This window comes from Pseudarthrobacter sp. N5 (assembly GCF_050157035.1).
Lineage (GTDB): Bacteria > Actinomycetota > Actinomycetes > Actinomycetales > Micrococcaceae > Arthrobacter.
Map to the genome: position 1 here is coordinate 863,928 of NZ_CP189593.1, position 23,294 is coordinate 887,221.

Genomic DNA, 23,294 nt, shown 5'->3' on the forward strand with positions numbered 1-23,294 from the left:
GAGTGGTCAATCGCGGATGCTGCGGCTCAGGCTGAGGACTTCGTCGAAGATCCGGCTGACACCCGGGATCTTCGCAAGTGACAGCCCGCGGACCATCAACGGAACGGCGCCGTCGACCAACTTCCGGGTGCGGCGCTGACCCTCGGAGCTGTCATAGACCCAGAACAGTGCCACGCCCATGTAGCCGAGCCAGACAAGCTCCGGAAGGTCAGCGCTGAGTTTCTTCGGTACCGAAGGCATCGCCCCGTCCACGGCGTTCCGGAAGATGACGAGCGAGGCCTCGCGTGCCGCCGTCGACTCTCCCGCGAAAGGGTTGACTGGCGACGTCGGCCGGATGGCGGTAGCGATGAAATCGGCACCGAACTGGTGGTAGGGCGCCATAACGTCCAGTCCGGCGTGCAGCGTTGCCTTGAGCCTGCCGCTGAGGTCCTTGATACCCGCCATAGCCTCGGCTGCCTTAGCCGCGTGCTCGGCCTGGACCTGTAGGTAGAGCTCCTGGACCAGATCGTCCTTGGACGCGAAGTAGTAGTAGGCATTCCCCACGGACACCCCGGCTGTGGTGGCGATGGCGCGCATGGTGGTCTTTTCGAAGCCGATCTCGCGGAACATCTTCAGGGCCACGTCCGCTACCAGCTGCCTGCTCTGCTCACTCTTGGCTGCCATGGGGGTTTCCGTTCCTAGGGTGTTCGATAGTTTTGAACGTGTTCAATAATGAGTATGTCACTAGTTTTGAACGTGTTCAAATAATGGGGACTCCGGCAGTTGGTGCGGGATGGTGCGAGAATAGGGCGGGTCCCGGCGCGAACTGCAACGGGATCCTCCCAGTGCTAATACAGCCGGCTGGCCCGTGACGATTCGGGCTGCCGAGCGAACCACTATGAACGGAATCACCATGCCCTCCGCACCGGCACCCGCACCCGCACCCGGCCCCGAAGCCCTGCCGGAAGCCACCCGCCCTTCAGCCCGCACAGAGGCAGTTGGTGCCAGGCCCGGACTGTCGTTCGCTTCGATCGGCTCACCGTATTTCGGCATCATGTTGGCCTTTATGGCCGTGGTGCTCATCCTGTCCAACATCGGAGCGTCCAAGGGCGTGGCGATCGGCCCGATCATCACCGACGGCGGGTTTTTCCTCTTCCCGCTCGCGTACATCCTGGGTGACGTCATCAGTGAGGTCTACGGCTTCAAGGTGGCACGCAAGGCCATCATCACCGCGTTCGCGCTTTCCGTGTTCGCCTCGATCTGTTACTGGGTGATCATCATCCTGCCCGGGTTCGATGACGATTACGGAATGGCCAAGCAGGCCGCCATTGAAGGCGCCTTGGGCCCGGTTCCGCAGATCGTGTTGGCATCCATGCTCGCTTTCCTGGCGGGGCAGACCATTAACTCGTGGATCCTCGTGAAAATGAAGGCGCGCACTGGCGAGAAGACTCTCTGGGTGCGGCTCATGGGTTCCTCCGTGGCCGGCGAATTTGTGGACACACTGATCTTCTGCAGCATTGCGGCGTCCGTGATCGGCATCAGTGATGTCGGGATGTTCGTGAACTACGTGGCGGTGGGCTTCGTCTACAAGACGGTTGTGGAGTTCCTCTTCGTGCCGGTGACCTCCCTGGTGATCGGCTGGATCAAGAAACGGGAACCGAGCTACGGCGCCTGATTCTTCCATCGTCGCGCATTTCGCCCATCCAGCCGCCGATTCGATGGTTCCCGTCCCGCACGATGTCGCGCCGCGTCGTCTCCGCGGGGAACCATCGAATCGGAGATGTCGAGGGGGCGGCATCGTCGGTGTGGTCGTTTGGGTGTGGCGGATCAGAGCAGCTTGGGGAGTGTTTACCTAGCGGCCTGATTCCGTAAGGCTTGCAGGATCAGGGTCTTGAATTCCTGTTCGCGGAAAAGGTGCTTCCATCCAATCCGGATCACGCGCCAGCCCTCGTTGGTGAGGGCTTTCTCTCGATTGCGTTCTTCAAAGAGCACCTGGTCCGTAGGCGCGTAGTCGAAGTACTTGGTTCTGCCGTCGAATTCCAGTGCCACCCTCTCTTCCTTCCAGCCGAAGTCCATGCGGTGCAGGCCAGCGCTGGTCCGGACTTCCATCTGCAGAGTGGGCGCCTTGATATTCAGCCGGGACAGTAGCTCCCGGCACAGTGTCTCCCCAGCGGATTCCGAACGCGCGTCCGCTGTGTCAAGGACTCTCCGGAGGGTCTTCACACCATTGCGGCCAGCCAGCCGTGCGCATGCTTCCCGAAGATTGTCCTCATCCGCCCCAAGGCGCAGGGCATGGTCCATGAGGATCAAGGACTGCCGGTAATTGAGCAGGAGGCAGCAGTCCACGACGGTCCGTTCCAAAGATGTGCACGGCAACCCGTTAACGGTGGCAAGGTCTCCCGGTGCCAGCTTCCGGGTATGGGCTGCGACGCCGGCGCCGTGAGTGGAGGTGGCCGGGTGAGTCTGCTGGGTGATGTGAACCGTATCCGGAACATCCCACAGGTACAAGGAACACAGGCGGGCAGCCGAGATGTGACTGTAGGCAAACGCGCCGGTCGACGTCGTGAGCGTTCCGTGGGCGTGCGCCAGGATCAACTGGACGCTGCGTTTGCGGTGACGTCTGCTTGTCCCAGATGCTGCCGCGGAGATAACAGCCGCGGCGGAGTCGGACCACCTCACCTGCCTGCAGCAGGCGCTGGATAGCGCGGTCGTTGAAGCCTGCTTCCTGGAGCTCGGACGTGCGCCATAGGCCTTGGCCGTCCGGGAGCCGGGGAATGCTGTGCGGTGTCACTCATCCAGCGTGGAGGACGACCAGCGCTGGTGAAACCCGGATCCTTGGCCATGTGGACAACCCCGGTTCGATGGTTCCCCGCGGGCATGATGTAGCCCGACATCGTGTGCGGAGGGAACCATCGAATTGGCGGGGAGGCAGCGAGCAGCCAGGCCTCAGGAGTAGTACTGCGCCAGCGTCTCGGCCTTGAACTCGAAGAAGTCCCCGGACTCAATGGCCAGCCGGGCGTCGTCCACCATCTTCACCACGAAGCGCTCGTTGTGGATGGAGATCAGCGTGGCCGAGACCATCTCCTTGGCCTTGTACAGGTGGTGGATGTACGCACGGGAGTAATTCAGGCAGGTGTAGCAGTCGCAGCCGTCCTGGAGGGGGCCGAAATCGCGCTTGTACTTGGCGCCGGACAGGTTGAAGCGCCCGGCCGGAGTGTAGAAGGCAGAGTTGCGGGCCACGCGGGTGGGGGAGACACAGTCGAAGGTGTCCGCGCCGTTTTCGATGGCCGTGAAGATGTCGTCCGGTTCGGAGATGCCCAGCAGGTGCTTCGGCTTGTTCTCCGGCAGCTCCTCATTGCACCAGCGCACAATGGTGCCCAGATTCTCCTTCTCCAGCGCCCCGCCGATCCCAAACCCGTCAAACGGCATGGCACCAAGATCGCGGCATGCTTTCCGGCGAAGGTCCTCATACTGCGCTCCCTGGATCACGCCGAACAGGGCCTGGTACGGCTTGGCGGCGCGTTCCGTGGTCAGACGGAAGTGCTCCACGAGACACCGCTCGGCCCATAGCCGTGTGCGCTCCAGCGATTCCTCCTGGTATCCGCGGGAGTTCTGCAGTGTGGTCAACTCGTCGAAGGCGAACATGATGTCCGCGCCGATCTGGTGCTGGATCTGTAAGGAAATCTCCGGTGAGAAACGGTGGCGGTCCCCGTTCAGGTGCGACTTGAACCAGACACCGTCGTCGTCCACGTGGGCCAGCCGCTCCTTGCCGGGGGCCACGGCATCATCAGGCGCTGCGTGGTCCACAGGGGGCGCAGTCTTCATGTCAATGACCTTCTTGAACCCCGAACCGAGGCTCATCACCTGGAAGCCGCCGGAATCGGTGAAAGTTGGCCCTGGCCAGTTCATAAACGCGCCCAACCCGCCCGCCAGGTCCAGGATCTCGGGCCCAGGCTGCAGATACAGGTGGTAGGCATTGGCCAGGAGCGCCTGCGCCCCCAGGCCCGCCATGGACTCCGGCAGGACAGCTTTCACGGTGGCTTTGGTGCCGACGGCGATGAACGCCGGCGTCTGGATCTCGCCGTGGGGTGTGGTGATGGTGCCGGTACGGCCGAGGAAACCGCCGCCGTTCTCTTCCACCTGGGCAGGCGACGGTGCGCACGTCTCGGCAAGGCGCTTGCCCACGGTGAAGGAAAAGGTGGACTGCTGGGTTGGGGCTGTCTCTGGAAGCGCTGATGCGGGATTGGCTGGCACGGTTCAAGTGTGCCAGCTTGCGCCCGGGAATCCTTAGTGGAGCGGTTCCGATGTGGGGTAGTTCTCAGCCCGCCAGTCGTCCCACAATGCACGGATGGTCTCCAGGCTGTGCGCCCCCAGATCATAAGTGGCGACGATCACCAGGGCGCCGCCGTCGGGCCTGATCGCCGGAATGACCGGCTGGTCAGCCACGATCACCAGTCCTTCGCTATGCTCGGCATAGCTGTGCACGGTCAGCCCCACCTGGTGATTGCTCCGGAACCAGACCTTCCCGGAGATTTCTTCCCCCGTATCCAGCGTCAGCGAATATGGTTCGCCCGGGGCCGGCACATCAGCCAGTCCCAGCTTCTCGATGACCGAACCCGAACCGCCCGGGAGGGAAAGGTGCGAGGTGCGCCGGGTGCCGTGCGGGTGGCGTTCCAGCGCAAAGCGGAGCTGGTGCAGGAACGTCAGCCAGCCCTGGGTGACGTCCTCGTCCCACGCGGCCCACTCGGAGTTGTGGTCCAGTGCTGCGCGGGTGATGCTGACTTCGGTTCCGGCCGGCACCGGCTTCAGGGTGAAAACATCTCCGCCGTCCACGGTCAGCGTGGTGTGGCCGGCGCCTTCGACAACCGTGCTGTTGAAGTAGATTTCCTTGATCTCGGCTGCTTGTTCGGCGGACTCCCAGCCGTGCCACTGGGCCACTTTCGCGGGTTCGCGCAGCATCGTCCAAACGTGCTGCGCGTCGGAGTTGATGACAACGCTCAGATTGTTCGTCATGGCCTGAATCTACAACGCCACGCCGAAACGCAACAGGGGTTACCGGTTATCAGTTCGGACCACGCAGCGTCAGCCCCGGACTGACTCGAGTTCATGGGCGATCCGACGTTGCAGCTCGCCGGGCCCGATGGTTTCAGATCCGCCATGTGCGCGCAGCAAAAGGAGCGACTCCAGCCGCAGCAGCCGCCATTCCCGTTCGGCCTCCCGGTTGGAGTTGTCGATGGAACGGAAGATCTCTTTGTCGTAAAGATTGGGTTCGTTGAGCGATCGCTGCCGGACTTTGGCCTGCATCCGGGCTTTGAAGGGATCCGTTTCCTGCGTCTCAGGGGAACGGAGCAGCTTTTCGTAGACCTCGGCGCGGTCTTCGCGTCCGGTCTGGCGGCAGATATAGCTGGAGAGCGCCAGCGACGCCTGCACCGACGCCCACCGCCCGTGGTTGCCGTCAAAGGGCAGGACATTCAGCAGATCTGCTACGGCCAGGGCGCCGTCGGGATCCCTGAGCATGATGAACAATTCGTGCGCCAGATCGCTGAGGTCCTTGAGGCAGCTGCCGGACTTGGTATTGATGCCCTTGGCCAGTTTGTCCGCGAGGAGCAGCACGCCCACCTCGTCCGGATGGGCCGCTGAAGCCGCTTCCACCACGGACTCCGGTGTGCCGGCGTGCCCGGGAATCAGCGCCAGTTCGTTGTCGGTGGGGCCGCCCATCAACGGGGTGGTGGCCGGCAGGGGAGGCACGACGACGGCGGGAGCCGCCCCAGCCGGACTGTCCTCATCGCTGAGGTTCTGCACCGCCTGAAGCGGGGTAACGGGGTCGGGCACCGTGGCAGGATCCGGGGTGGCAGCGGGAGTGGCGTCCGCGGTGGCGGCGTCTGCGGCGGCGGCCTCAGTGGCGGCCTGAGTGGCTCGGGCATCGAGGATCCTGACGGTGGAACCGGCGGCGATGCGCAGCAGTCCCCCGCCTGCAAGCGTTGCGAGCACCAGCGCGGGTATGCCGAAATCGTCGTTCTCGAGCTCCACACGCTGGATTTCGGCGGAGCGCCCGCCATCAGGCAGGAGCAGCTGATCGCCGGTTTTCAGGGATCCAGCCTGCTGTTCGCTATAGTGCTGGGCGGCTGGGTTGTGGGTCATCGGGAGTCCTTACGTTCTCGTGCGGTCCGCCCAACAGTCTACAAAGGCGCGCGTCCGAAGTCGGGGACGCAGGTGTTCCTCAGGGCGTCAGCTGCCTACTCCGGCGAATGCCAGGGCCTGCCGGATCAGGGATCCACGGCCGCCGCTGAACTCCAGTTGGACACCGTCGCTGAGGACTTCCTCCGGCGTCATCCAGGTCAGTTCCAGAGCATCCTGGCGGGGTTCGCACTCGCCGGTGACGGGAATGATATAGGCCAAGGACACGGCGTGCTGGCGGTCGTCTGTGAAGCCGGTCTGCGACGGCGCCGGAAAGTACTCCGCCACGGTGAAGGGGACCGGGCTGATGGGAAGCTGCGGCAGCGCCATGGCGCCCAGGTCCTTTTCCATGTGGCGCAGCAGCGCGGCGCGGATGGTCTCGCGGTAGAGCACCCGGCCGGAAACCAGCGAGCGGACCATGGCGCCGTCCTCGTCCGCCTTCAGGAGGGTACCCACCTCGTTCACGAACCCCAGCGGATCCAGTCTTACCGGGACGGCTTCCACGTAGACCATGGGTAGCCTTCCACGGGCCTCAAAGAGGTCTTCATCGGAAAGCCAGCCGGGATTGGGGTCAGGGGTACGAACACTCATGGTTAAGTTCTACCCCATCGCCGGGGCTCCGGTGGCCGGTGCGTGGGATCTCAGCTCGTAGCGGATGCCAAAGTGCTGGGATCCCACGCCCCAGAACGGCACCTTCAAGGTGCAGAGCTGGGCGAATGACGGTGCCTGATCCGCCCTGATCTGCACCCGTGATGCGGGGCCTCAATGCTCGGTGTACCCGTAGAGGTCCGTTTGCCGTTCCGAGATCCAGATGGTGGGGCCGGCGGGACTATTCGGCAGCTCAGCGAAGTCCAGCTCAGTGAAGTCGGGGTTGGGTACATGCAGCGTACGGCCATAGGACTCGTCCACTATGTGGGCCGCATGGCCGGCGGCGGTGAGCCGGTCCAGCAGGGTGCCCAGATCGCCGTCGTACTCAAAACCCAACGGCCCGGCACCAACGGCGCCGCCGATCTGCACGCCGATCCGGCCTCCGTTCTTGGCGGTGAAATCCGCCCAGTCGCCGGTATCCGAAGAACGCTGCGGACGCGCTCCGATGTTGGCGAGGTCCTGCCGGGCCGCAGCAGTGTCCGTGGTGATCCACATCGCGGTAACGCCCAGCGCGGGATCTGCGGCCGGGGATGTTGTCCAGGTTCCATCCACGGCACGGGTGGCAGGGTCCGCCAGGAAGCTGAAGCCGTCCAGTCCCGTGACCCGGCAGGACAGGCCGCGATCAGCCTCGATGAGCTCGGTGGTGGTACCGCCGGAGACCGCGCCAGCTTCATTGGTGCGCCGCGCGAACTCAGCGAGGTCGCCCACTTCAACACCGAATGCTGTGGTGCCATCCTCGGCGGAGCCGGGCGTGAAGTGATGAAGGGCCACCCGGCCCGAGCCTGCGTCGAATTCCTGCCAGTCGCCGTCGTCAGTGGTCTGGACGAGACCCAGATCAGTGAGGAGCTGCCGCCACTCCTGCAGCCGGGACGTGAAGTGGATGGGGCGGACGCGCAGCATTACTTCTCCTGGGGATTGTGGGTGTTGGGATTCCCGGTTTCGGCACCGGCGATGTACTTGCTGAGGGCCTTTTCCACCAGGGCGGACAGGCTGATGCCTTCGTCGACGGCGCGGTGTTTGACGCCGCGGACCAGGCCCGGAGGCAGGTACACGTTGAATTGGGACTTGCTCGACGGGGCTTCACTTGCCTGGACCATGGCTATGATGCTAGCAATCTAGTAAGTGACCGTCAAGGATGGAACCGGTAGGCTTCGCCCATGGCTGTTGAACTCGAGGAACTGCTGGTGCCTACCGCCGCCGAGTGGCGTGCATGGCTCGAGACCCACTGTGCGGAGAGCCCGGGAGTGTGGCTCGTGCTGCACAAAAAAGGCGGCTCCGTGACGGAGCTGGATTACGAGGCTGCCCTGCAGGAGGCCCTGTGTTTCGGCTGGATCGACGGCCAGGGCCGGGGGCGGGATTCGGAGAGCTCCTTCCAGCGGATGACCCGCCGCGGACCCAAGAGCCCATGGTCCGAACGGAACGTGGACCGCATTTCCCGGCTCGAATCCGAAGGCAGGATGACCGACGCCGGACGTGCCGCCGTCGAAAGCGCCAAAGCTGACGGCCGCTGGGAAGCCGCCTATTCGGGGCAGGCGACGGCGGAGGTTCCGGCGGACCTCGCGGCCGCTATCGCCGCCGTTCCGGAGGCACAGGCCATGTTCGAGGTGCTTACCTCCGTGAACCGCTATGCCCTGATCTACCGCACCAACTCGGTTAAGCAGGCGGCCACCCGGGAGCGCAAGATCGCAGGATTCGTGGAGATGCTGACACGCGGTGAGGCGCCCTACCCGCAGAAGAAACGCCCAGCGGACTCCCAGTAAACTCCCGGAATCACCTCAGGCCGTCAGGGCAGACTGGAATAATGATTTCTGCCCTGACGGCGCAACTCCGGCCGGCCCCGCCCCATGTGCATTCGCCGCGGGCTCTCTTTTTCACGGCCGCAGCACTGCTGGCAGCCGGCGATGGCCTCTTCTGGCTGATGTTCGCAGCGGTGAAGTCCGGTTCCGGCGCGGCAGCATTGGATGGTGCCGTTCATGACGGGCTAGTTGGCGCCCGCACCCCCTGGCTGACGGCGGTGGTGACGGCTGTCACCACGGTGACCTCGCCGTTGTGGATGATGGTCATTGGGGTCTTGATGGCGCTCTGCTGGGCGGCCTGGAGACGGGAAATCTGGCGCCCGGCGCTCCTGCTGGCGGCAATGGCGTCAACGGTGCTGCTGTCCGCCTTGATCAAGAGCCAGGTCAACCGGCCGCGCCCTTCTGCCAGCGATTTTATGTTGGGCCCGGACGATGCACTGTCCTTCCCCTCAGGCCACACCTTCGGCGCGGGGGTGTTCGTCTGTGTCCTGGTGTACATGCTGGTGTCGCGTGAGGGGAAAGGGACGACGGCGTTGCTGGGCTGGGGTGCGGGAGTTGCGGTTGCAACAACGGCGCTGGTGGCGTTCAGCCGGCTGTACCTGGGATACCACTGGCTGACGGACGTGCTGGCTTCGATGGGACTGGTGTTTGCTGTCACGGGCGTGGTGATTCTGGTGGACGGGTTGAGGGCTTCGCGCCGCGTGCAGGATTCAGAGGTCCCGGCCGAGGGCTGAAGCAACAACAACCGCGGCGGCAGAGTCCCGAAGCAGTTGGGGCCTGAATATGGCAGTCTGGTTCAAGCCGTCACGCCGGTCCTGAACCAGACTGCCATATTCACCAGGTGTGCGTCCCTGACGTCAGAAGGTGTTGCGCCGTAAATAACCCAGCGGTTGCCATCCGGATCATCAAAGTAGCCAAACTGCACTCCGACCATGTCCTGGATCTCACTGATATCGGCGCCCCGGCCCAGGAGCTCCGCGCGCCGCGCCGATGGCCCTGTCCGGTCCAGTTCCTCCTGTTGCGGGAACTGTCACAGGGAAGGCCCCCAGTGTTCACCCGTGCGAAACACCACATCCCGCACACTGGAGACAGAACGGAACGCAGAGACTGCCCTGTTCATTCGCCCGCCGGACTGGATCCGGCCGGCCGCCGCCCGCGTGAAGGGCCCTCGTATCCCCGTCGGCACGCCGCGACCCCGGGACGCACCACAGAATCCATATCTCCCCCGGAGCTGCGCGCTGTCACAGCAGGGCCATCACCGCCCACCGGCGACGGACCCCGGCCGGGCACCCTCGATCCTCAATCCATCGGAAAAGGACCATGCCATGATCAAAGCCAGAACGGACCTCGTTCTTGAAGTCCACGCCGAGTACGCCGCCCTCCTGGGCGAGGAACTGGATGCCGCCGTCAGGGCCGCCCGTGCCAAGGCCATGGAGGAGCGCCGGCACGGCATCCTCGTCACCCGGCACCACCACACGCTGTTCACGGTGGCGGTCAGTGCCGACGTCCCTTACGGGCTTACCCTCGAACGCGGATGACGGCTGCCCGGTTCCCGGACCGCCGGGCGGCCAGCTGGCCGTCCCTGTCCGGGGCGCCGCTCGTACCCGGCGGGCAGATGCGCCGATACTCCGGTGCCGGGTTGAGTGATGTTCATCCACCGGCGCCAGGATACCTGCGGAGCTTTCAGGCACTGCGGATACTCTGTCGGTCATGGAATCCTTTGAGGCCGAGGCCCTGATCCATGCCGGCGGCCCGACTGTTTGGAACATCATCAACTATGCCGGGAATTACCCGGTGTGGGAGTCCGGGATCACCGGCATCCGGGGCGAGGTGCGCAACGGCGGCACCATCAGAATCAGCACACGGACCGGCGGCATGTACCCGGGGCTCGCCAGGAGCGTCCGGACCTTCACGGTTTCCGCCCGCCCGGGCGGGCATGACGCATCTGCACGTGAAGAGGAGTTCAGCGGCCCGCCGCCGGGACTCCTCGGGAAGACCCCGACCGGGATGGCCCCGGCATTAACCGACTACGTCAACGCTGTGAAGAAACGCGCCGAATCAGTCGGCTGATCCGGGCCTCCGGGCGGCCGGCGGACAACCGCGCGCCCCGGTCCCCTGGAGGTCGGGACTCTTGGCCCGGTTGCGAACGTGGCCGCGGACTTAGACTGGAGCATGACCGGGCCGGATACCGTAGAGGTGGAACGGAAGTACGACGTCGCGCAGGACGCCCGGGTGCCGGAACTGGTCATGCTCGCGGGGGTGGTCCGGGTCGGTACGCCTGAAGAACAAAACCTGGATGCCGTCTATTTTGATACCCGGGATCTGACGCTGGCGGCCCATGGAATCACGCTGCGGCGGCGCAGTGGCGGACACGACGCCGGCTGGCACCTGAAACTGCCCCTGGGGGCCGGGGAACGCCGCGAGGTCACCGAACCCGTGGGCAGCGATCCGGACACCGCTCCGGAACGCCTACGGCGGCTCGTGCTCGTTCACACCCGCGACCGCGCACTTGTCCCCGTCGTGCGCCTGAGCACACGACGCACGGTTCTGTCCCTGTACGGGCGCGGCGACACGGTCCTGGCCGAATTCTGCGATGACCGGGTGGAGGCCAGCACGGTCCTTGGCAAGCCTGAATCCAGCAGCTGGCGGGAGTGGGAGATCGAACTTGTTGACGGGCGCCGGGAGCTGCTTGAGGCGGCAGACACGCTTCTGGCGGCGGCCGGCCAGCACCCGGCGGCCCTGCCCTCGAAGCTTGCACGGGCCCTGGGTGCCCACTACCCTGGCGAGGCCGCACCCCCGCCAACACTGACACGCAAAGGCCCCGCGTCGGCAGTGCTGCTGGCCTACCTGCACGCGCAGGTGCAGACGCTCAAAACGCACGATCCCGGGGTGCGCGGAGACCTGCCGGACGCAGTGCACCAGCTCCGGGTAGCCGCACGCAGCATGCGCTCGGCCCTGGCCACCTACCGCAAACTCACCGACTCCGAGGTCGCCCGGGATCTGCGGGAAGAACTGAAATGGCTGGCAGGCGCCGTGGGTGCGGCCCGCGACACGGAGGTCATCCTCCAGCGGCTCAAGGACGTGATCAGCGCTGAACCGGCAGAGCTTCTCATGGGCCCCGTCCAACAGTGGATCGAGGAACACCTCGGCGCCAGACACCACGACGCACGGGCCGCCGGGCTGGCAGCCCTTGCCAGCGACCGATACTTCCGGCTGCTCGATGCCCTTGACTCCTTCGTCACGGACCCGCCGCTTTCGGACCTCGCACGCAAGCCTGCCGGGAAGTGCGTGGCTGACCGGGTGGCTGCTGACCGGGCCCGCCTGAGCGAGGCAGTCGAGGCCGTGGACGACGCGCGGAACGGGGCCCCGGCTGACACTGCCTTGCACGAGGTGCGCAAGTCCGCGAAACGGCTGCGGTACGCGGCCGATGCGGCGGCCGCGGTCCACGGGAAGCGGGCCCGCCGACTGGCAAAAGCCGCCGAGCACATCCAACAGATCCTCGGTGGCCACCAGGACAGCCTGGTCACCCGCGAACTGCTCCGGGACCTGGGCGCGACGGCCCATTCGGAAGGGGCGAACGGATTCAGCTACGGGCGCCTGCACGTAATCGAACAGCAACGCGGGTCGGACGCCCGGGCACAGTTCCTCCTCGCGTGGGCGCAGTTCCGGCCGAAACCCCTACACAGGGACTAAATGCTGTCGCTTCCCCTACAGTCTTGGCTGCAAACTTTCTCTACACGGTCATGGGGGCCGTCCGTGCCCGGGGGCCCGCTGCCGACCCCGGTCCTGCCGGATCTGCCGGCACGGCGGCGCCCCCTCCAACACACACCGTTACGCGGATGCTCCACTGATTCCTCGAATACCGCCATGCGGGCATCTTTGATGAGTTAACGCGGCTTCTTGACCGGCCGGCGCGGCCGGCGGGACACTGGGGACGTGAATATGGATGATGAATTGAAAGCCGTCGAGATGGTGGTCGACCGCCTCGCCGAACGCTTCCCGCATGTTCCACGCCCGAGCATTGAACAGGCCGTCCGGGAGGAACACAAGGCTTTGGACGGAGGCCGGATACGTGACTACGTACCCGTACTCGTTGAGCACGCAGCCAAGGCCCGCTTGTCCCGCTGAGCACACAGCCCAGGCACGCTCGCCCGGTGCGGAACTGTGACAAGATGGGCGTCCATCGAAGGCGAGGGACCATGAGCGACACCGTTGAGTTCAACACCCCGGATGACGCCGTGACGTTCGTGCGTGAACGCCGGAAGGCGCTGCATCAGACCCGTGCCCATCTGGCTGAGAGGGCAGGCGTTTCGCGCGACTTCGTCGTTGCCCTCGAACGCGGCCACGAACAACGAGCCCGACCGGACACCGCGGGTGCTGTCGGCCGTCGGTTTCTGGATCCGCGCGTGACGCACCGCGGCCCGGTCCGCCTGGTCGATGATCATCAGGTCGGGACAGCTCGGAGCGATACGCGCAGGACACTAGGACAAGTTGTCATCCTGTTTCCGGGGCGGTTCAGGTGCGGTGCTTTCGAGGCGTGACCGAAGAGTCGGCACGCCGGGACCCTGGAGATGCTCAAGGTAAGGAACGCGTCCGGCCATCGTCATCACCAGGGCAAGAGTTGGCCCAGTAACCTGCGGTCCCGTACCCGCTGTGAAGGGCCCGTCATCTGCCCTCAGCTGGAAGCCTGCAGCGTGCGTGCGGCTGGCAACCGTGAAGTCGCGGTGCGCGTAGAACTCCGCGACGGGCGTCAATGCATCAATGATCGGAGTACGGGGAAGCCCCAGTGTGTGGCGAATATCTTGGGCGTGCACGACAACTTCCCCCAGGTAGGCCGGAGTATGGGAGGACGGTGCGATGCTGCTATTGATGACGGCGCGAAACCGGTCCAGGGTCTCGGCCGAGGTGTTACCGCGGTGCTCCTGTAGTCGGCGCTGGTTGTGCACATCTGGTCGGAAACGCGCGCCGAGCATGCTGCGCAGCCACTGCCACTGGTTCAGGCCCGCCGCGGCAGTGAGATGCGCGACGACTTGCTCGACATCGCTTGATGTGGCAATTCGCGCGTCAAGAAGAATGCGATTCGCCAGAGAATCTGCCCCACTGAGTGTCAGTGACGCGTTGCCTTGGCAAACAGCGAGTTTTCCTCTTCCATTTCTTGAGCTGACCGAGTAGATACCTGCCGTACGATTTTTTCCGTTTTCTGAAGCGGCCCCCTTATGCCGATAGTAGCCAGGCCGGATAGCGCGACTGCCTGCCCGCACGGCATGCGGGCAGGCAGTCTGTCTTGGCCGATGTACCGGCTCCTCTCAGCCCCTTCTATCAGGACCGGGATCGCCGGGGTCGTTCTCTGGGTCAGGGGCGGAAGAGCTCCTCGAAGGTGCCCGATGTGGTGGGCGAGCACGTGTTGGCCAGGCAGCCCAGGTGCCACAGGTGCTCGATGGTGGAGAGCAGGGTGTAGTGGTCCGAAAGCTGGGTTGTCGTCTTGTGCGGGCCTTCAGCAGAGTTGATCACGATCATCGGTGCGTGGCCGCCGCCGAGGACGGCCCCGTTCTGACCGACCGGGCTGCCCGGACCGCCAGAGGATCCGGAGTAGTCGTTCTCGTCCCATGCGAGGACGATACTGGATTTGGTCGTCTTCCATGTCGGGGAGTCCATGATCTGCTGGACCGTCTGGTTGACATAGTTGTCACCGAGCTGGATCGCGCCGTGGTCGAGGCCGGAGTCCGGGTAGCCGCACTGGGGCAGGTTGATGAGGGCCGCCCCGGAGGGGGAGATTCCGTGCATGTCGTGGCACTGGTTGGGGCTGATCCAGACGAAGTTCGGGACGGTGCCGTTCGCCAGGTCGGTCTTCAGGTTGTTTTCGAGCGGCACGATGTTTTGCAGGCGCGGGCTGCCAGGGTAGTTGATGTCCGAGAAGTACATGAAGGGGTTGTGCTTCTGCGCGTAAAGCTTCACCGTGGCTGAACCGATCGTAGGCGCGTATTCGACCTGCGAGCCGGCGCTGGGGAGGTTCTCCATGTACGCCTTCCAGCTCAGGCCCTTGTTCTCGAGCTGGTCGACAATGGTCTGGCCGGAGAACATATGCGCAGTCGCGGAGGCGCTGGCGACCTGCGCCGGGGTGAGGAGCCCGGTGGCCCCGGTGTCACCGGATCCGGGGACGAACTCTTCGGGGGCGCAGGTGACGTTTGCGCCGGCTTTGCAGTCGTCCCAGATGCCCTGGGAGCTTCCCGAGATGGTTGCGAGGTAGTTCGGGAGGCTGGGGTGGGTGACGCCGTGGTAGTTCGCCGCTGTGTTGTAGCGCCGGGCGAGTGAATTGATGTAGGGCGCGTCGGCCGTGTTGCCGATGACCTGGTCGTAGCCGTGGTTCTCCATCATGATGACGAAAACGTGGTCAGGGCCGTTTGCCCCCTGACCGCTGGCCTGGGCGACAGTGCCCGACGTCGTTTGCGCGTCCGCGGGTGCAGCCGCACCAACGGCCGCGAATCCAGTGAACGCGACGGCCGCAGCAAGTGCCGCTGCTGCCACCGCTCGATTTTTCAGCATATTGGGCATCGAATATGTCCTTTCGGGTTGCGCCCCGGACGGAACGACAGTTTCGTTGGTTGTACAGCAAGGTGAAGCTCAGATGACGGACGGCGGAGCGAACGACAGCCTGCAGCCCTCGCCCCGGCCCGGCCTCTTATCGGCCCAGCTGGGGGTCGCTGGTGAGCGCGCGGCTGTTCTCGAGCCGGCCGGCGAGGACGCGGATGAGCTTCGGGTCACCGGCGGAGGTGATTGTCAGGTCGTACCAGCCGCCCTGGGTCGGGATGATGACCGTCTTGCCCTGGCCCGGGTTGAGCGTGAGTGTCTGGGAGCCAGCGCCGTAGGCGTCCTTGAGGGTCAGGGCCGCGCCCGCGGGTCCGGTGTTCTCGATCCGGAACTGCGCGTGCGGCGATTTGCCGTCAGTGGTGACGGTGACGCGGAGGTCTGCCGCCGCCGTCGTGCCGGCAAGGCGCCGGTACCAGCCGGCCGGCCCGTGCATGTGCACGTCGTATTCGGCGCCGAGCGCCCAGGTCGCGTCGAGCGTAGCCCTGGCCCCGATGGTGTATGAGTACGGAGCCTGCGGCAGGAGGTTGGAGCGGACCTGCACGTGCGCGCCGAGGGTGCCCTGGTTGGCCCAGTGCGCGGTGAGCTTGCCGCCCGCAATGGTGGCCTCAACGTCGAGGGCGTAGCCCAGCGGACGGGACGGGCGCGTGCCGTTCTCCTGGGAGGGCATCGAGTTCGTCGCCGGTGGCGTCGGAACGTAGTTCGGGTGACGCTGATGGTCCACCGGCTTGTATGCGGAGGTGTCGGGCAGGGCCGGGGCCGCGCCGCCGGCGGCGGTGAAGTCGAACGCGCTCGTGAGGTCACCGCAGACCGCGCGGCGCCACGGCGTGATGTTCGGCGAAGCCACGCCGAAGCGGGCCTCGAGAAAGCGGATAATCGATGTGTGGTCGAACGTCTCCGAACACACCCACCCGCCCATGCTCCACGGGGAGAGGACAATCATCGGCACGCGCATACCCAGGCCGAAGTGTCCCGGGACGTCCTTGCTGCCGTAGAAGGTCGGGGTGCCGTCGTACCACTCGCCTGCGGTCGAGACCGTGGACGCACCCGGGATCTGCGGGGTATTCGGGTGCGGCGGGACGATGTGGTCGAAGAAGCCGTCGTTCTCGTCATACATGAAGAACACGGCCGTCTTGCTCCAGACGTCCGGGTTGGACGTGAGGATGTCAAGGATATTGGCCGCGTACCAGGCACCGAAATTCGGCGGCCAGTTGGAGTGCTCCGTGTATGCCTCCGGGGCCACGATGTAGGACACCTGCGGGAGCTTCCCCGAGGAGACGTCCTCGCGCAAGATGCTGAAGAGGTCATCTCCGGCCTTGGCGTTCGTGCCGGTGCGCGCCTTCTCGTACAACGGAGTTCCGGGCTTCGCGTCCTGGTACTGCTTAAAGTACAGGAGCGCGTTGTCGCCGTAGTTGCCGATGTACGGGTCGCCCGTCCAGCCCTCATAGTGCGCCGGGTCGAGGCCCTCGCCGATGTCCTGGTAGACCTTCCAGCTCACGCCGGCCTTCTCGAGCTCCTCGGGGTAGGTGCTCCACGAGTAGCCGTTCTCATCGTTCCAAAGGTCCGGGCCGCCGCCTTTGCGGTCCGGGTCGTCACCGCCGGCGAACATGTAATAGCGGTTCGGGTCCGTCGGGCCGAGCACCGAGCAGTGGTACTGGTCACATACCGTGAACGCGTCCGCGAGGCCGAAATGGAACGGAATGTCCTGGCGCCCGTAAAAAGCCATGGTCGCATCCGACTTCGCGGGCAGCCACCGGTCGTACTTGCCCGCGTTGAAGGCCTCGTGGGTCATCTTCCACGAGTGGTCGAGGTCCTCCATGAACTGCATGCCCAGGTTCGGTGCCGTCGGGCGGTAGGGGAGGACCTCACGCGTGCCGTTGTTCTGGTAGAAGGTGTCCTTGCCGCTGGGCAGGACCGCGGGGTGCGGGTCCGAGAACCCGCGCACACCCTTCAACGTGCCGAAATAGTGATCGAACGCGCGGTTCTCCTGCATAAAGACCACCACATGCTCAACATCCTTGATCGAGCCGCTGGCCCTGTTGGCAGGGATCGAGGCAGCGCGTGCGACGCTTTGGCCGAGCATCTCGGCGATCGCGGTGCTCGCGGCACCAGCGCCCGCGAGCTGAAGAAAACGTCGACGATTCAGGCCTGGCATGAACTGCTCCTAATACTTTGTGTTGCTGGCGAACCCCCCCGACGCAGTGTTCCAGCACCGGGTAAAGCACAGGTATACACGCGGCAAACTCCCGGTGACACGCCCACCCCGGGGCGGGGAGCACAGGCCCCAACCACCGGCAGGGAACCCGTGCCGTAACGAACGCTCATGACGCCAAACTTGCCGACACGGTAAAGACGTTCCCGGCCACCTGGTTCGAACTCTGGAGGCCACCAGCAACCTCGCCAAACCTGCCCTCACGCAAACTTCTACAGTATCGACATCACCTATTCCCCGGCTGCAGCATCCAGCACCCCGGGCAGCCGCACTCCACGTCCCGCCCGTTACTGAAGGATCGTCTTTGGGACAACGAGATGTGTCGGTGAAGGTTCGGCGGATTCAGGCGGTCGTTGCAACGGCGGGTTTTTCTGGTTCAAATAGTAGCCGTTCCATGGCTTGGGCGGGGGTGATGCCGCCCAGGGTCTTGCGGGGTCGGGCGTTGAGTTCGGCTGCGACTTCGAGTAGCCGCTCGGGTGAGTGCACGGACAGGTCGGTGCCCTTGGGTAAGTACTGGCGTAGGAGTCCGTTGGTTCGACCCCAGGACCAGATCCCCTTCCTTACGATTTTGTTGTGGGTGACTTCGGAGCTGTCGTAGTGTTTCGATCACCCTCGGGTGGTGGGTATGGCCCAGATCTCCCTGCCGCTTGGACGGCTCACTGGGAATGGCCGCCCGCTGCCCGCCGATGACTCGACCGCTGATTGAGACTTACGACATTGATCGTTGGGTAAGGACGTGCCGGCGTGGTTATCGACAGGGGCCAACCAAATTGGAGCTGATCGAAGGGACCGAAAGACATGCCGGACGTGTGGGCAGGAATCGACTCGGGCAAGAGTGCCCATCATTGCGTTGTGATCGACCAATCCGGGACGGTGCTGCTGTCAAAACGGGTCGAGAACGACGAAACCGCGTTGCTCCAGCTCATCGCCGAAACCGCGGAGCGCGCGGCCGGTGGTGAGATCTGCTGGGCTACTGATCTGAACGCCGGCGGCGCGGCGCTGCTGATCGAGCTGCTGGCAGCACACGCTCAGCACCTGCTCTATATCCCTGGACGGATCGTGCATCACGCCGCAGCGACCTATCGGGGGGATGGAAAGACCGACGCGAAAGACGCCAGGATCATCGCTGACCAGGCCCGCATGCGCACCGACCTGCAACCCGTTCGCAGCGCAGACCAGATCAGTGTGGACCTGCGTATGCTCACTGCCCGCCGCACCGATCTGATTTGCGACCGTGTCCGGGCGATCAACCGGCTCCGGGCCACCTTGTTGGAATACTTCCCTGCGCTCGAGCGGGCCTTCGACTACTCCAAGAAGGCTCCTCTGACCCTTCTGAGCGGCTATCAGACCCCCGAGGGCATCCGCCGGATAGGACTGACGCGGCTTACTGGCTGGCTGAGAAAACGCGGCTGCCGGAACAGTGCAAAGATGGCGGAGAAGGCACTTGCGGCTGCAAACGCCCAGCACACCGTCCTGCCTGCCCAATCCATGGGATCGGCCCTGGTCGTCCGGTTGGCCGATCAGATCAGCTCAACCGATGCAGAGATCGCAGACGTCGATGCCCAGATCACGGACCTGTTCAGGCAGCACGACAGCGCCGATGTTCTGCTGAGTATGCCTGGGTTCGGGCCCGTACTCGCGGCTACTTTTCTCGCGAACATCGGCGGTAACCTGGACGGATTCGACTCCGTCGACCGGCTCGCCAGCGTCGCCGGGTTGGCTCCGGTCCCACGCGATTCCGGCCGGATCAGCGGAAACCTGCACCGGCCGCGCCGATTCAACCGCAGACTCCTCCGAACCTGCTACCTCGCCGCCCTCTCCAGCTTGAAAAACAGCCCCGCTTCCAGAACCTACTACGACCGGAAACGCGGCGAGGGAAAGTCCCACAAACAGGCGCTTATCGCACTTGCCCGACGCCGCATCAACGTCATCTGGGCCATGCTCCGCGACCACACCGAATACCGGGAGCCGGCCGCCGCCATTTGCGTCCAGGCTGCTTGACAACAGCATTGAGATTCCCAGTGGCCAGGGACGGCGCGGTCGGCGACCTCGGCGGGTCGTTCGCTGATCAGGATCATGTCCGGGATCTTCCCCGCCCGCTTGCCGGTGGGGCGTCTTGGCCGCCTCACGGCGCGGCCCGTGCGCAGGTGTTGGTGCAGGTCAGCGCGCAGGTGACCGCGGCCCTGCACATATAGCGCCTGGTAGATCGTCTCGGGACACACTTGCATCTCCGCTAGGTGTATTGACCACGGACGTTAGGAACGCTCGGCGTGGTTAGGTGACAAAAAGAAGACCTCCGGGTGGAGTGGGGCTTGTCGAGAGTCCGATCCACAAGGAGGTCTTCAATGTCCCATGCTAATGCGCTCCTCACGCCTAAGGGCAGGCTCCGGCTGGCCCAGTGCGTCGTGGAGGACGGGTGGCCGCTGCGGCGGGCGGCTGAGCGGTTCCAGGTCTCGGTGACGACCGCGGCGCGGTGGGCTGGCCGCTACCGGGAGCGCGGCGAGCACGGGATGGAGGACCGGTCGAGCCGGCCCGTCAGCTCCCCGGGCCGGACGTCCGTGCGGCGGGAGCGGCGGATCGTCGCGCTCAGAGTGAACCGCCGGTGGGGCCCTGCCCGGATCGGTTACCTGCTGGGTATCCACCCCTCCACGGTGCACCGGGTCCTCTCCAGGTTCGGACTGGCAAGGCTGTCGTGGCTGGACCGGGCCACGGGGAGGGTAATCCGCCGCTACGAGCACCAGAACCCCGGAGACCTTGTCCACGTGGACATCAAGAAACTCGGACGTATCCCGGACGGCGGCGGACACCGCACGGTGGGCAGGGCATCCGGCAACCGGAACAAGACCGGCACGGCGGCGAACCGGAGACCGGGCTACGCCTTCCTGCACAACGCGGTCGATGATCATTCCCGGCTGGCCTACACCGAGATCCTCGCCGATGAGAAAAAGGACACCGCGGCCGGGTTCTGGGAACGCGCCAACGCCTACTTCGAATCCTGCGGAATCGTGGTCAAACGGGTCCTGACGGACAACGGCTCCTGCTACCGCTCCTACGCATTCAAAGACGCCCTGGGCCCGGCTATCAAGCACAAGCGCACCCGGCCCTACAGGCCCCAGACCAACGGCAAAGTCGAGCGCTACAACCGCACCATGCTCGATGAGTGGGCTTACGCAAAACCCTATGGATCAGAGGCCGAGCGTGTTGATTCTTTCGCCGACTGGCTCCATCACTACAATCATCACCGAGGCCACACCTCACTCAAAGGTCAGCCACCGGTCACCCGCGTCACTAACCTCTCAGGTCAATACAGCTAGGTCCGGGAGCGTCGTGGCGAGGTGGTCACTGATCTGCTCGGGACTCCACTTCACGCACAACTTGGCCTGTACCAAGGATGCCAGTTCCAGGTCATCGAACTTGCTGGCCTTGGGTCGGTGACCGCGCAGCTCGGCCCGTTTCTGCGCCGCATACGGCGCATACTTTCCCCGCCCCCGCGCGCCCGTCCCGGGGCCGTTACGGCGCAGTTCACGGCTGACCGTCGATGCAGACCGCTTGAGCTGCGCTGCGATCGCCCGCACACTTATTCCGGCCAGGTGCAGGTCCGCGATCTGCAGTCGGTCTTCCAGGCACAGGTACCGGCCCGAAGGTTCGGGTTTCTTGCGCGGGATCCGCCCGCCGGTTGCTTGACGCCAATGACGGCCAGTTCGTCGATCCACTCCAACAGCCTCGCACGCCGCGATCAGCGTCGAGCCCTGGGCCATCAACACCCAGAACCGGGCCTCCTTTTCGATCCGTTCCTTCTTCGACAACATGGGCAACACCTCACAATAAAAAGGGGTGTTGCAACGACCGATTGAACTCGCCATCGGCTTACGGGACGGGACGGCCGGTTCGTCGTACGACCGCCTCACGCTGGGCTGCCCGCTACCGCGACCACGGTGAGCACGGGATGGAGGACCGTTCCAGCCGGGCCGCCAGCTCCTTGTCATTGGTCAACGCGACCATGCGGACCTTAATCACCGGGACCGGTAGGAGACACTGAGCTGCACCCTGACGATGAGAGGTAATGCAGGATTTCCGAGGACGCTCCGGCGCTATCGGTACGGACCAGCACCCACTCACCGATCAGCTTTCCTCCTGGTCGTAGAACTCGTTGATGTGGTCCTGCGCTGCTGTCCCCGGCATTGCCCGCACGCATAAGGAACGCCGAACACGGCCACTGAGTACGAGCCAATACCTTCGTTCGGTCCTGTCACTGACTGTGTTCATGGGGTCAGCATCCTTGTTTGAAGTTGATGACCATTCCACCGACACCGAAAGCAAAATAGCACGACCTCGCCGCCTACGGACCAAGGATGCTTACTGCTTCGGCACATGAAGGGGTGGTAGAGAACCATGCCCAGTGCGAGCGTCAGAGAATGCTGCTCGGGGTTTGGGATGCAGGCCCACACCCGCACGGGGCTCGTCGGCCCCCTGCCTGCCGTTGGGCAGCTGAGCGGTTGCTCCACCGTCGGTCGTGGTGGGTCATTAGTACGGGGTGGATTTTCTGCAGACGCGTACCTACGGGCAGGAGCAAGTAGTCTGCCCTCCTGAAAACGAGTCCGGCTACTCGTGCGTTGCGCGGTTGTTTCGAGGATCTTGGCTAAGAGCCAACAAAAATTGAGGACCAACGGCCCAGGGGAGTGAAGGGCGTTAAGGGGGTGCTGGGTGGACACGTCATTAGTGTCGTTCCGTACCGTGCGCCCTATGCTTTTTGCCGGTGCTATTGCAGTTGCCTGGTTGACTTTTTCAGCACCCGTGGGCTCGGCAGATACAGGCCCGGTCTCCGGATCGACGCCCGGCACGGTTTCCGCTGCTGCATCGCCATTTAGTTCCACGGCCTCCGGCGTCGGTTCCAGTCCCGAAGTGACCGCCGTACTGGTTGCCGGGTCGGTGGTCCCGGGGCCTGTTTTGCCGGCAGCGGCATCTGCCCCGCTTTCCCCGGGACAGTCGGTGCCCGAAGTGACCGCTGCACCGGTTGCCGGGCTTCTCCAGCCGCTTCTGGAAGGCCCGGTCGGGACGGTAGATGTTGCGGTGGGCTCCCTTGCTCCAGTGAACGGGCTTGATCCTGTGCAGACGGCGGCAGTTGAATCGGCCGGGCCGCTGACTGGCGTCCTTTCACCGCTGGTTGGTGACGTGGCGGTGCCGGATGCCTCCGCGCAGTCCGTTGCCGGTGTGGTGACAGGTGCCCTGAAGTCCGTTGCAGGTCCGGTGACAGATGTTGCAGCGCCGGACGTTGGACGGCCCCTGGTTGTTTCAGCCTCCATTCCGGGCGAGGGTGGTGGCCTTTCAGGCCTGCTCCCGCCCCGGATATCGGCACATGGTCCGGCGGCCGCCGTCAGCACGAGCGTCTGGTCGGCGGGACCGAGTGGTACGCCGGCTCGCGGCGGGTCATGGAAGGGGCTCCTGAGCGCGCTGCTGGCTTCGTCTGCTGCGGCTTCCTTTGCCGGTGCGGGCTTGCGGGCCGGAGATGGTGTTGTTCAAGGGTCCTCCACGCGGGGATTCTTTGGCGGTGCAATGCCGGCGCCAACCCCAGCGCCGGTTTCCGGATCAGGGTCGAGCCGGTCATCCAGTACTGCTCACGGTTCCGTTGCCTGGCTCTCCAACATTTTTGATTATCTTCCCCTGTCGGGTGTAGTTCCCGTCAGCGGAGCAGTTCAGGATGTACCGGCGCCGGTGTCCTTTGACCCCGGTTCTTCCCCTGACTAGTTGGGTCCTCACCGCTCCAGGTGAGCAGAAGATGACCAGCCAAACCGCTTGATAAACTCCTCTGTCCGGGAGGCCGCGTCCAGGGCCTGCCGGCCGAGGCTGACCTCCGGTGGTCGAGCCTGTCCAGACCCGGGATTTCGACAGGCTCAATC

At 64.6% G+C, this 23,294-nt stretch carries 21 protein-coding genes and 4 pseudogenes; 11 read left to right on the forward strand and 14 right to left on the reverse strand.

Annotated features, from left to right (window positions below):
• Positions 1-6: 6 nt before the first annotated feature.
• Positions 7-663: a TetR family transcriptional regulator gene (locus ACQCST_RS04380; RefSeq protein WP_426998119.1), complete on the reverse strand. Its 657-nt coding sequence runs from the start codon at positions 661-663 to the stop codon at positions 7-9.
• Between the two features lie 214 nt (positions 664-877).
• On the opposite strand from ACQCST_RS04380, the gene ACQCST_RS04385 reads away from it, so the two are divergent.
• Positions 878-1,654 carry a queuosine precursor transporter gene (locus tag ACQCST_RS04385; RefSeq protein WP_426998120.1) on the forward strand — a complete coding sequence of 259 codons (777 nt, stop codon included), beginning with the start codon at positions 878-880 and terminating at the stop codon, positions 1,652-1,654.
• A 173-nt stretch (positions 1,655-1,827) separates the two neighbouring features.
• Here the strand turns inward: ACQCST_RS04385 and ACQCST_RS04390 are convergent, their stop codons facing one another.
• From ACQCST_RS04390 to ACQCST_RS04425, 8 genes and pseudogenes are all read right to left on the reverse strand, one after another.
• Complete coding sequence (locus ACQCST_RS04390) at positions 1,828-2,658, reverse strand: type IV toxin-antitoxin system AbiEi family antitoxin domain-containing protein (RefSeq protein ID WP_426999227.1); 831 nt, start codon at positions 2,656-2,658, stop codon at positions 1,828-1,830.
• A gap of 19 nt (positions 2,659-2,677) precedes the next feature.
• A pseudogene (locus tag ACQCST_RS04395) lies at positions 2,678-2,770 on the reverse strand (hypothetical protein); the annotation flags it as partial.
• 155 nt (positions 2,771-2,925) lie between these two features.
• Complete coding sequence (tgt, locus tag ACQCST_RS04400; protein WP_426998121.1) at positions 2,926-4,233, reverse strand: tRNA guanosine(34) transglycosylase Tgt; 1,308 nt, start codon at positions 4,231-4,233, stop codon at positions 2,926-2,928.
• A 33-nt stretch (positions 4,234-4,266) separates the two neighbouring features.
• Positions 4,267-4,992 carry an SRPBCC domain-containing protein gene (locus tag ACQCST_RS04405; protein ID WP_426998122.1) on the reverse strand — a complete coding sequence of 242 codons (726 nt, stop codon included), beginning with the start codon at positions 4,990-4,992 and terminating at the stop codon, positions 4,267-4,269.
• 69 nt (positions 4,993-5,061) lie between these two features.
• A complete protein-coding gene (locus ACQCST_RS04410; RefSeq protein ID WP_426998123.1) occupies positions 5,062-6,120 on the reverse strand; it encodes a DUF6707 family protein in 1,059 nt (352 codons plus the stop codon).
• An 87-nt stretch (positions 6,121-6,207) separates the two neighbouring features.
• The gene (locus ACQCST_RS04415; protein ID WP_426998124.1) at positions 6,208-6,747 is read right to left on the reverse strand and encodes an NUDIX hydrolase family protein; all 540 of its coding nucleotides are present in this window, start codon (positions 6,745-6,747) and stop codon (positions 6,208-6,210) included.
• Positions 6,748-6,918: 171 nt separating this feature from the next.
• On the reverse strand, positions 6,919-7,704 hold the full coding sequence (locus ACQCST_RS04420; RefSeq protein ID WP_426998125.1) for a VOC family protein: 786 nt from the start codon (positions 7,702-7,704) through the stop codon (positions 6,919-6,921).
• Positions 7,704-7,901, reverse strand: a complete 198-nt coding sequence (locus ACQCST_RS04425) for a CopG family transcriptional regulator (protein ID WP_426998126.1) — start codon at positions 7,899-7,901, stop codon at positions 7,704-7,706. Before ACQCST_RS04425 ends, ACQCST_RS04420 begins: the two co-directional genes overlap by 1 nt.
• 60 nt (positions 7,902-7,961) lie before the next feature.
• Here ACQCST_RS04425 and ACQCST_RS04430 point away from each other — a divergent pair, with 60 nt between their 5' ends.
• From ACQCST_RS04430 to ACQCST_RS04460, 7 genes are all read left to right on the forward strand, one after another.
• Entirely contained in the window at positions 7,962-8,564 is a 603-nt protein-coding gene (locus ACQCST_RS04430) for a YdeI/OmpD-associated family protein (RefSeq protein WP_426998127.1), read from the forward strand.
• A gap of 41 nt (positions 8,565-8,605) precedes the next feature.
• Complete coding sequence (locus tag ACQCST_RS04435; RefSeq protein WP_426998128.1) at positions 8,606-9,334, forward strand: phosphatase PAP2 family protein; 729 nt, start codon at positions 8,606-8,608, stop codon at positions 9,332-9,334.
• A gap of 591 nt (positions 9,335-9,925) precedes the next feature.
• Positions 9,926-10,138 (forward strand): hypothetical protein, encoded by a 213-nt coding sequence (locus ACQCST_RS04440; protein WP_426998129.1) that lies wholly within the window; start codon positions 9,926-9,928, stop codon positions 10,136-10,138.
• A gap of 172 nt (positions 10,139-10,310) precedes the next feature.
• Positions 10,311-10,670: a hypothetical protein gene (locus ACQCST_RS04445; protein WP_426998130.1), complete on the forward strand. Its 360-nt coding sequence runs from the start codon at positions 10,311-10,313 to the stop codon at positions 10,668-10,670.
• A gap of 102 nt (positions 10,671-10,772) precedes the next feature.
• Positions 10,773-12,293 carry a CHAD domain-containing protein gene (locus tag ACQCST_RS04450; RefSeq protein ID WP_426998131.1) on the forward strand — a complete coding sequence of 507 codons (1,521 nt, stop codon included), beginning with the start codon at positions 10,773-10,775 and terminating at the stop codon, positions 12,291-12,293.
• A 249-nt stretch (positions 12,294-12,542) separates the two neighbouring features.
• Positions 12,543-12,728: a three-helix bundle dimerization domain-containing protein gene (locus ACQCST_RS04455; RefSeq protein ID WP_426999073.1), complete on the forward strand. Its 186-nt coding sequence runs from the start codon at positions 12,543-12,545 to the stop codon at positions 12,726-12,728.
• 71 nt (positions 12,729-12,799) lie between these two features.
• Positions 12,800-13,141, forward strand: coding sequence for a hypothetical protein (locus tag ACQCST_RS04460; protein WP_426998132.1), 342 nt, complete (start codon positions 12,800-12,802; stop codon positions 13,139-13,141).
• An 811-nt stretch (positions 13,142-13,952) separates the two neighbouring features.
• Here the strand turns inward: ACQCST_RS04460 and ACQCST_RS04465 are convergent.
• The 3 genes and pseudogenes from ACQCST_RS04465 to ACQCST_RS04475 form a co-directional block, all read right to left on the reverse strand.
• The gene (locus ACQCST_RS04465; RefSeq protein WP_426998133.1) at positions 13,953-15,125 is read right to left on the reverse strand and encodes an alkaline phosphatase family protein; all 1,173 of its coding nucleotides are present in this window, start codon (positions 15,123-15,125) and stop codon (positions 13,953-13,955) included.
• 154 nt (positions 15,126-15,279) lie between these two features.
• Complete coding sequence (locus ACQCST_RS04470; RefSeq protein WP_426998134.1) at positions 15,280-17,340, reverse strand: phosphocholine-specific phospholipase C; 2,061 nt, start codon at positions 17,338-17,340, stop codon at positions 15,280-15,282.
• A 399-nt stretch (positions 17,341-17,739) separates the two neighbouring features.
• A pseudogene (locus ACQCST_RS04475) lies at positions 17,740-17,931 on the reverse strand (IS30 family transposase); the annotation flags it as partial.
• A 264-nt stretch (positions 17,932-18,195) separates the two neighbouring features.
• On the opposite strand from ACQCST_RS04475, the gene ACQCST_RS04480 reads away from it, so the two are divergent.
• Positions 18,196-19,398, forward strand: coding sequence for an IS110 family transposase (locus ACQCST_RS04480; protein WP_426998135.1), 1,203 nt, complete (start codon positions 18,196-18,198; stop codon positions 19,396-19,398).
• Between the two features lie 14 nt (positions 19,399-19,412).
• Here the strand turns inward: ACQCST_RS04480 and ACQCST_RS04485 are convergent.
• Positions 19,413-19,628, reverse strand: a pseudogene (locus tag ACQCST_RS04485) (transposase); the annotation flags it as partial.
• A 114-nt stretch (positions 19,629-19,742) separates the two neighbouring features.
• Here ACQCST_RS04485 and ACQCST_RS04490 point away from each other — a divergent pair.
• Positions 19,743-20,711 (forward strand): IS481 family transposase, encoded by a 969-nt coding sequence (locus tag ACQCST_RS04490; protein ID WP_426998136.1) that lies wholly within the window; start codon positions 19,743-19,745, stop codon positions 20,709-20,711.
• Here ACQCST_RS04490 and ACQCST_RS04495 read toward each other — a convergent pair.
• Positions 20,712-21,206: pseudogene (locus ACQCST_RS04495) on the reverse strand (transposase); the annotation flags it as partial.
• 967 nt (positions 21,207-22,173) lie between these two features.
• Between ACQCST_RS04495 and ACQCST_RS04500 the strand changes: the two are divergent.
• Complete coding sequence (locus tag ACQCST_RS04500) at positions 22,174-23,142, forward strand: hypothetical protein (RefSeq protein WP_426998137.1); 969 nt, start codon at positions 22,174-22,176, stop codon at positions 23,140-23,142.
• Positions 23,143-23,294 lie beyond the last annotated feature (152 nt).